Origin of the sequence: Paraburkholderia sp. (genome assembly GCF_049581445.1) — a bacterium.
In the GTDB taxonomy this organism is placed as follows: Bacteria; Pseudomonadota; Gammaproteobacteria; order Burkholderiales; family Burkholderiaceae; genus Paraburkholderia.
In genome coordinates this window covers 1-8,885 of the sequence record NZ_JBAURZ010000185.1, presented here as the reverse complement: position 1 = coordinate 8,885, position 8,885 = coordinate 1, and the positions used below count along the sequence as shown (strand labels likewise).

6 protein-coding genes are annotated in these 8,885 nt (G+C 61.2%); all 6 read left to right on the top strand.

Features of this window, described 5'->3' with window-relative positions; genetic code table 11:
• The coding region (locus WCA85_RS16525) for a glycosyl hydrolase 2 galactose-binding domain-containing protein (RefSeq protein ID WP_424065641.1) at positions 1–2,346 on the top strand (2,346 nt) is incomplete at its 5' end.
• A gap of 612 nt (positions 2,347–2,958) precedes the next feature.
• Positions 2,959–3,696 (top strand): Crp/Fnr family transcriptional regulator, encoded by a 738-nt coding sequence (locus WCA85_RS16520; protein WP_424065640.1) that lies wholly within the window; start codon positions 2,959–2,961, stop codon positions 3,694–3,696.
• Positions 3,697–3,705: 9 nt separating this feature from the next.
• On the top strand, positions 3,706–5,091 hold the full coding sequence (locus WCA85_RS16515) for an undecaprenyl-phosphate glucose phosphotransferase (RefSeq protein WP_424065638.1): 1,386 nt from the start codon (positions 3,706–3,708) through the stop codon (positions 5,089–5,091).
• A gap of 23 nt (positions 5,092–5,114) precedes the next feature.
• The gene (locus WCA85_RS16510) at positions 5,115–6,047 is read left to right on the top strand and encodes a glycosyltransferase family 2 protein (protein ID WP_424065636.1); all 933 of its coding nucleotides are present in this window, start codon (positions 5,115–5,117) and stop codon (positions 6,045–6,047) included.
• 43 nt (positions 6,048–6,090) lie between these two features.
• Positions 6,091–7,272 carry a polysaccharide biosynthesis/export family protein gene (locus WCA85_RS16505; RefSeq protein WP_424065634.1) on the top strand — a complete coding sequence of 394 codons (1,182 nt, stop codon included), beginning with the start codon at positions 6,091–6,093 and terminating at the stop codon, positions 7,270–7,272.
• A 30-nt stretch (positions 7,273–7,302) separates the two neighbouring features.
• A partial coding sequence (locus tag WCA85_RS16500) for a GNVR domain-containing protein (RefSeq protein ID WP_424065632.1) occupies positions 7,303–8,885 on the top strand: 1,583 nt, incomplete at its 3' end.

Here is an 8,885-nt window from a genome sequence, read left to right as displayed (position 1 = left end):
GCTCAGGTGCCGGGCACCATCGCCGGCGCCTGGCGCGCGGCGGGCAAGCTCGACCCCAACCATCCCCCACCATTCGCTTTCGACGATCACTGGTATCGCCTGACGCTAAGCGGTCACGGCATGCGACGCTTGCGCCTGCACGGCCTCGCGACACTTGCAGAGGTCTGGCTCGACGAGCGCATGCTGCTCACGTCCGACTCGATGTTCGTCACGCATGATGTCGAAATCGAACTCAACGGTCAGGCCACCCTTGCGCTTTGTTTCCGTTCGCTCAATCCGGCGCTCGCCGCACGCCGCTCACGGGCGCGCTGGCGGCCACGGCTCGTCTCCCCACCGACGCTGCGTAATGTACGCACCACCCTGCTCGGCCATATGCCGGGCTGGTGTCCTGCGGTGCAGGCGGTCGGACCCTGGCGTCCGGTCGAACTGCTGGGCGATGCGCCATATGCCTTCGATACGATCGACATCAAAACCGAACTGGATGGCGATGAGGGTATCGTCCACGCAACGTTTACCTTCGTTCATCCGCAGCATATGGATACCCCTGCAGCATTAAATTGCGAGCAGGTTCGTTCGTCTCTACAGTGGTCCGATGCCCATACGCTGAGCGGCTCGCTGCGCTTGCCACAGGTGGCGCGCTGGTGGCCGCATACGCATGGCATACCGCAGCGGCATGCGCTGGCACTCGAACTCGCAGGCGAGCGCTTCGAACTCGACCCGGTGGGTTTTCGCAGCATCGAGGTTGATCACGGCGCGGACGGCGCCGGCTTTGCACTACGTATTAACGGCACACCCGTGTTCTGCCGCGGCGCCTGCTGGACCAGCGCCGACCTGGCCACGCTAGCCGGCACGCCCGCCCAGCTCGCGCATGCCTTCGCGCTGGCGCGCGATGCCGGCATGAACATGCTGCGAGTCGGCGGCACCATGGTCTACGAGTCGGACAGTTTCTACCGACTCGCGGACGAATACGGCATGCTGATCTGGCAGGACTTCGCGTTCGCCAATTTCGATTATCCAACCGACGCGGCCTTTACCGCGTCCGTAGAGCTTGAAGCAAGCCAGTTTCTCGCCCGTACCCGGCGTTTCGCATCGCTAAGCGTCCTGTGCGGCGGCAGTGAAGTCGATCAGCAGGCCGCGATGTTCGGCCTGCCCGAATCCATGCGTGAACAGGCGCTTTTCACGCAGCAATTGCCGGCGATGGTCGAGCGCGAGCGGCCGGACGTGCCCTACGTGAGCAACTCGCCATCCGGTGGCGTCTGGCCGTTTTCGACCCGCACCGGCATTACCCATTACTACGGCGTGGGCGCGTATCAACGGCCGCTCGACGACGTGCGCCGCGCCGAAGTGCGTTTCGCCGCTGAATGCCTGGCGTTTGCCAACGTACCCGACGACGACACGCTTCACGAAGGGCTCGGGACCATTCACGCTCACGATCCGCGCTGGAAGGCCGCGGTGCCGCGCGACGGCGGTTCGGGCTGGGACTTCGACGACGTGCGCGACCACTACCTGCGCACCCTGTACGGCATCGAGCCGGCCCGCATGCGCTATGAGGATCCGCAGCGCTATCTGGCGCTGTCGCGCGCCGTGGTGGCCGAATTGATGAGCGACGTGTTCGCCGAGTGGCGCCGCGCGGGCTCGCTGTGCGGCGGTGCGCTCGTGTGGCAGTTTCAGGATCTGCGAGCCGGCGCAGGCTGGGGCCTCGTCGATGCCATGGGAAGGCCTAAAAGCGCCCTCCACGGCCTCGCGCGCACGCTCCAACCCGTACAGGTGGTCATCACAGACGAAGGCCTTAACGGGCTCGATCTGCATCTGATCAATGAAACGGCAACCCCGTTGCAGGCGCAACTTGAACTTGTCGCGTTGCGCGACGGTTCGGTGGCCGCCGCATCGGCGACCCGCCGTGTCGAACTTGCACCACGCAGCACGCAACGCTTGAGCGCGGCGGACTGCCTAGGCCAGTTCTTCGATTTCACCTATGCGTACCGCTTCGGCCCACGTGCGCATGATGTCACCGTCGTGACGTTGCGCGATATAGCGAGCGGCGAAGTCCTTTCTGAATCTTTCCATTTGCCCGAGCGGCATGCACTAGAGCGTCATGATCTTGGCCTGCGCGTCACGCCGCAGGCTTCGCCAGAAGGTTGGCAACTGGTGATCGAAGCCCAGCGTTTTGCGCGTTTCGTCCATATCGCCGATGCCAACTATCGCGCCCGCCAGGACTGGTTTCATCTGCCGCCCAACCGGCCCACTACCGTCGCACTTCTGCCGCGCAACGTGAACGATACAAGTGCCGCGCCTGCCGGCGAGGTGCGTGCGATCAACGCTAGCGCACCTGTCTTCTACGGTTAAACCGCGCAAGGTCCCCTCTCATTGCGTCGAAAGGCGCGCCCACGCTCATCTTCATCGCAATTGACGGCGACTCGCATGGCGTCGCAAAGCGCGTTTTTAGCCCGCCAAAAATGGACTCGGTGCGTTGCCGCACGTAGACGCTGGAACACATCTGAATCATTTTTGCCTCACTTCGGACGGGACCGCGCAATCCCGCCCCAACAGGCGTCTCAGGCTTGAGACGGGGCCTCGCAAGGCCTGTGGAGCAGGCACTTTATCCCGTCAGATCAATGACTTAAAACAAACAACAAACACCTTACGGTAAGTCTGGCCGAAGTATGGCGATGTACATAATTGAAACAAAAACTCCGCTTTCCGCGAGCGAAACAAAGTCGAACCCTTCGCTGCGCCGCACCAGTGCTCATTTCTGGTCCTACTGGCACGCTCTTCGCTAAATGAGAGTCGCAACACACAGCGCGCTGCCGACGGGGATAAAACGAAGCAGCCGCACCAGGCTATACGGGGCTGGTACTGCGCACTCCTGACCGCTCGCCAGGCGGTAGTTAGCAGGGATGCAGGACTGGACGAAAAACAAGAAGTCGCGCAATACGCGGCTTCACGCGAGGACCGATCATGTTGACTCTTCAATCCGATCTGCACGGCAATCATTTGCTTGGTGCATTGCCTTCCCATGAGTGGCAAGCACTCGCCCCTCATCTTGAACTGGTTCATCTGCGTACCGAACAACTGCTTTGCGATTCGGGCCAACGCATCCACCACGTCTATTTTCCGACCACCGCGATCATCTCCATGCTGTACACGATGGAAGACGGCGGCTCAGTCGAAATCGCCGCTGTGGGCCGCGAAGGCATGACCGGCGTACCCGTCCTCACTGGCGGCGAAACCATGCCGAACCGTGTCCAGGTGCAATCCGCAGGCTTCGCCTACCGGATGACCGCGCAGGCCCTCAAGCAACATTTTGCGCGCTCCGACTTCATCCGCCGTCTGATGATGCTCTACATGCACGCACTGCTCACGCAAGTGGCGCAGACCGCTGCATGCAACCGGCATCACTCGTTGAGCCGGCAACTGTGCCGGTGGCTCCTGATCGAACTCGACCGGGTTGCCTCGGACGAACTCACGGTCACGCAACAGTTGATTGCCGACATGCTGGGCGTACGTCGCGAGGGGGTCACAGAGGCCGCGGGAAAGTTGCACAGCGACGGTCTGATCCATCACAGCCGCGGCCACATTCGCGTGCTCGATCGCAAGGGGCTCGAAGCGCGCGCATGCGAGTGCTACGGTCTCGTCAAGCGTGAGTTCGACCGGTTGCTGCCGCGTCTTCGCGAGGCAGAAGCGGTCAGCAGCTAGAGCGCAACCATGTTCAAGAACACTGCGCGCTGCCTCGACGCACTCTTCGTGATTGCGGGAGCGCTGATCGCCCATGCGATGCGTTTCCCGAGCGGATATCAGCTGGCCGACAACGAGCGGCTGCTGATAGCGTTCAACTGTGTGCTGGTCCTGCTGCTCTTCCCGGCGTTCGGATTTTACGAAACCTGGCGCAGCAGGGCTTTGCCGCTCATGCTCGGTCGCGTTGTCATGGCATGGTTCGCCGTTTCGGCGACGAGCCTCGTACTCGTATTTACGCTTCACCGCATGGATGAACTGTCGCGCCTCTGGTTCGGCTACTCGACGCTGATCTCCGGCGCTCTGATCGTGGTCACCAAGTTTGGCGCTCATGTTGCGCTGCGCATGGCGCGCCGGCGCGGGCTGAACTATCGCACGGTGGCGATTGCCGGGGCACCTGGCTTCTCGCGCATGTTGATCGCGCATCTCGATCGCACCCCGCAAGCGGGTTTCAAGCCGGTCTGCCTGTTCGATACGAACGCCCAGGTGTACGGCGCCATCGACGGCCGTGCAGGACGCCTGCCGGTTCTGGTTGACATGGATGCATTCGTTGCGCGGGTGCGGGCTGAACACATCAACGAAGTGTGGCTGGCGTTGCCGCTCTCCGAGGAACACACGATCTATCGCTTCAAACGCGCCTTCCAGCACGACTTCGTCAATCTGCGTTTCATTCCTGACGTACGTAGTCTGTCGCTCTTCAATCACGCGCTGGGCGATGTGTTCGGTATTGCAACGATCAACCTGAGCGCCACGCCGATTTCGCCGGTGCAGATGTGGCCCAAGCTGATTTTCGACCGGCTCTTCGCACTCGTCGCGCTGATCCTGCTTGCGCCTCTGTTCGGCCTTGTTGCCGCCGCAATCAAGCTGACTTCGCCGGGACCGGTGTTCTTTACGCAGGAGCGTAAGGGCATCGACGGGCACCCGTTTCGCATTTACAAGTTTCGCTCGATGTCCGTGCATCACGAAGCGCAAGGGCAAGTGACACCCGCCGCCCGACGCGACGCCCGCGTAACGAAGGTCGGCGCGTTCATTCGCCGCACGAGCCTTGATGAGTTGCCGCAGTTCTTCAACGTGCTGCTCGGACAGATGTCGGTGGTCGGTCCACGCCCGCATGCGGTCGAACACGACGACCTCTACAAGGATCAGGTTTACGGCTACATGTATCGCTATCGCATCAAGCCGGGGATCACCGGCTGGGCACAGGTGAACGGATATCGCGGAACCACGACGAAAGTCGAAAAGATGGAAACGCGTGTCAAGTTCGATCTCTTTTATATCCACAACTGGTCGTTCTGGTTCGACATGCGGATCGTGGGCATCACCATCTTCCGCGGCTTTGTCGGCCGCAATGCATATTAAGTTCGCGTGACGGGGATTCGATTGTGAAAGTATCGGTGATCGTGCCGACTTACCGGCGTACCGCTGATCTCGAGCGGTGCATCGCTGCGCTCGCTGCACAGTGTCGCCGCGCCGACGAGGTAATCGTCATCGCGCGTGGCGACGACCAGCCGACGCGTGCCTGGCTCAAGCATCATCAGACACTGCCCTCCTCTTTTGCGCTGCGCGTCGCGCTCGTCAACACACCGGGCGTCGTCGCCGCGTACAACCGTGGCCTCGACAGTGCGACCGGCGAAGTCATCTGCTTTACCGACGACGATGCCGCGCCGCATCCCGACTGGATCGAGCGTATTGCGCTGGCGTTCGAGCGCGATCATGCGCTTGGCGGCCTGGGCGGCCGTGACATCGTGCATGAGAACGGCGGCATCCTGGAAGGACAGAAGGCTGCTGTCGGACTCGTGAGCTGGTACGGCCGGCCGGTGGGCAATCATCACATTGGCTACGGCCCAGCGCGAGAGGTCGATGTGCTGAAAGCCGTCAACATGGCGTTTCGCCGCGAAGCGGTCGGCACGTTGCGCTTCGATCCGCGGCTGCTTGGCAGTGGTGCGCAGGTGCATTGCGAAATGGCATTCAGCCTCGACGTGGGTCGTCGCGGCTGGACCCTCGTCTACGATCCCACGCTGCTGGTGGAACACTATCCAGCGCGACGTGGCGACGAAGACCAGCGACATGTTTTTAACGACAAGGCGTTTTACAACGCATCGTTCAACCTCCGTCTCATCATGTGCGAGCACCTGTCGACTTCGGGCAGGTGGGCGTTCGTCACCTATTCCATGCTGATCGGCAACCGCGCGGACCCGGGGCTCGTTCGCGCGATCCTGCTTGCATTGAATGGCGACGGGTTTGCGCTCGCGCTGCGGAAATGGTGGGTTGGGTTATGTGCCATGCACGGGGCATGGCAGGCAGCGATGCGTTGATGAAACATCCAGCGTGCCATGTAACGCAAGGACCATATACATCATGAAAACCAGAACACTGCTCGCCTGTTTGGCGATCACATCACTATGCGCCTGTTCGGTGGCGCCGGGACCCTATCTCGACACCGACCGGCTCGACCAGACGGCGCAGCCGACGGTCGCCCAGATGAAATACACGGTCAAGCCGATCGACATTACCTACTTCGCGGAAGAGCGTGCCAAGGTTGTTCCGGCGACCTGCCCGCTCACGTGCTTCGATCGAACGACGCGCGCGGACTACGACTACAAGGCCGGAATCAATGATCAACTGACCATCATTGTCTGGGACCATCCTGAACTGACGAGCGGTGGATCGGGAGGGGCCGGAGCGACACCGCTGCCTTCTTCCGCGCAGGGCAACACCGGCACTGCCGCAGGGGGCGCCGCGATGGCCGCAGGCGCGGCCTCAGCCGAAGGCGGGCTGGTGGTGCGTGTGGCAAATGACGGCACAATCTTCTTTCCGCGGGTCGGCCGGATCAAGGTTGTTGGCCTGGATGCGCAGCATATCCAGAAGCTTCTGACCAGTGGACTCGCGAAGACCATCCGCGATCCGCAACTCGACGTGCGCATCTCGGGCTTTAACAGCCAATCGGTGCAGGCGACCGGCAACGTCCGCACCCCTGCCGCCGAGTCGATCACCGACGTACCACTGACGATCCTCGATGCGATCAACCGGGCGGGGGGCGCTCTGCCCGATGCGGATCTGCAAAACGTTGGCGTAACGCGCAACGGTAAGCGCTATACGGTCGACGTGGCCTCCTTGCTCGAAACCGGTGATCAGCAACAGAACGTCCTGCTGCAGGACGGCGACATCATCGATGTGCCGGACCGCTCGAACAGCCGCGTGTTCGTGCTTGGCGAGGTTGGCAGACCGATCTCCCTGCCAATGAATCGCGGTCGCCTGACACTCGCTGACGCCATCACAGGCGCGAGCGGTCTCGATCCCAAATCCAGCGACCCCCACATGATCTATGTCATTCGCGGGGCGGACAAAACACTCTCGCCAGAAGTGTTCAAGCTGGACATGACGCAGGTGGATGCGGTGCTGCTCATGACGAAGTTCGAACTGCAGCCAAAGGACGTCGTCTACGTTCAGGTCGCCAACTCCGCACGCTTTAACCGCCTGTTGGACACGATTACGCCAGCTTTGAACACCTTGTTCTTCTATAAGGCATTTAACAACTGACTCCCTGATGCTTGAAAACGGAGTAGGAAAATGAATAACTACGATATGTTGGAAGACGTACCGGTATCGGGGAATGACGAAGACGCGGTCATGCGCAATCTCGCGCGCATGATCATCGATCAGATCTGGTGGGTGGTCGGCATCACCGCATGCGTGATCATGGCCGCGATGGTCTATGCGAAATTCGCCACTCGGGTCTATTCCGCCGACGCCCTGATTCAGGTCGAATCGAACGCCGGCAGTACCGGCTCGGGATCTCAGGCGCTCGCTGCGCTGACGCCCTCGGGCGGCATGCATACCGAAGCGGAGATCGAGATCATCAAGAGCCGCGCCGTCGTCGAGCCGGTCGTCGAACAGTTCAAACTGAATTTTGGTGCGTGGCCGAAGACGATGCCCTACCTCGGCAAGATCACTTCGCTCCTGGCACACCACGGCCATCCACTCGGCGCGCTGTTCGGCATGCGTTCGTATGCCTGGGGAGGCGAAGAATTCGCAGTCGACTCGATTCAGGTACCCAAGGATCTCGAGGGTTCGCAACTTACCCTTAAAGCACTCGGCAACGGCCGCTATCAGTTGGCGGATCAATACGGCATGGTGATGCTCACGGGCGTCGTCGGTCAACGGGCATCGAAGAACGGTGTGAACATCCTGGTCACGAAGCTTGTGGCGCGGCCGCAAACCGAGTTCTACGTGATGCGCTTCAATGAACTCGACGCCGTATCCGGTCTCGCTGGTGGCCTGCAGGTGGGAGAGCGGGGCGCGGACACCGGTATCGTGCAGCTCTCCTATATGGGCTCCGATCCGCACATGATCACCGCCATCACCAACGCCGTCGCGGCGTCGTATCTGAAGCACCGCCAGGAGCGTGCCCAGGAAGAGGCGAGCCGCATGCTGTCCTTCCTCAATAGCGAAATGCCGCGTCTGCGCGACGAAGTCCAACGCGCCGAAACCGCGTTGTCCGAATACCAGTCCCGCAGCGGCGCGTACCAGCCGACTCAGGAAGCGAGTGTCTATCTAGCCGGCGGCATCGAATACGAGAAACAGATCGCGGCGTTGCGCGTCGTTCGTGCACAACTGCTCACGCGTTTCACAGAAGACAGCCCCGAGTTGCGAACTGTCGATGCACAGCTCGCCGCAATGTCGACCCAGAAGGATAGTTTTGAAGAGCACTTCAAGACCCTGCCAGGATCCGAACGTCAGGCGCTCTCTCTGCAACGTGATGCAAAAGTGTCCGAGGAAATTTACGTTGCTTTGCTCAACAAGATTCAGGAGCTGTCAATTTCACGGGCCGGAACGATCGGCAATGTGCATATCATCGATGAGGCGTTGCTGCCCTCCTTCCCGGTCAAGCCAAAGTCGTCGCTGATCGTTTCGGCATCCGTAGTTCTCGGCGTCATTGCCGGCATTCTGTTCGCGTTCTGCCGGCAACGCTTTTTCACCGGCATTGCGGATCCGGAGTTTGTCGAGCGCCGCTTCCAGTTGCCTATCTTCGGCTCAATCCCGTTTAGCGCCGAACAGGCCCGCTGCGACCGGCTCGCCGCGAGTGCGCGTGCCGCGGCGCTACCCGGCAATACGGCACGTCTCAGCACGGTCGCGGGTCTGCCGGCCGGCAT

What these genes read in the sequence shown, in the direction of transcription:
- WCA85_RS16520 (WP_424065640.1), top strand. Translation starts at nt 2,959, where the DNA reads ATGTTGACTCTTCAATCCGATCTGCACGGCAATCATTTGCTTGGTGCA.
- WCA85_RS16515 (WP_424065638.1), top strand. Translation starts at nt 3,706, where the DNA reads ATGTTCAAGAACACTGCGCGCTGCCTCGACGCACTCTTCGTGATTGCG.
- WCA85_RS16505 (WP_424065634.1), top strand. Translation starts at nt 6,091, where the DNA reads ATGAAAACCAGAACACTGCTCGCCTGTTTGGCGATCACATCACTATGC.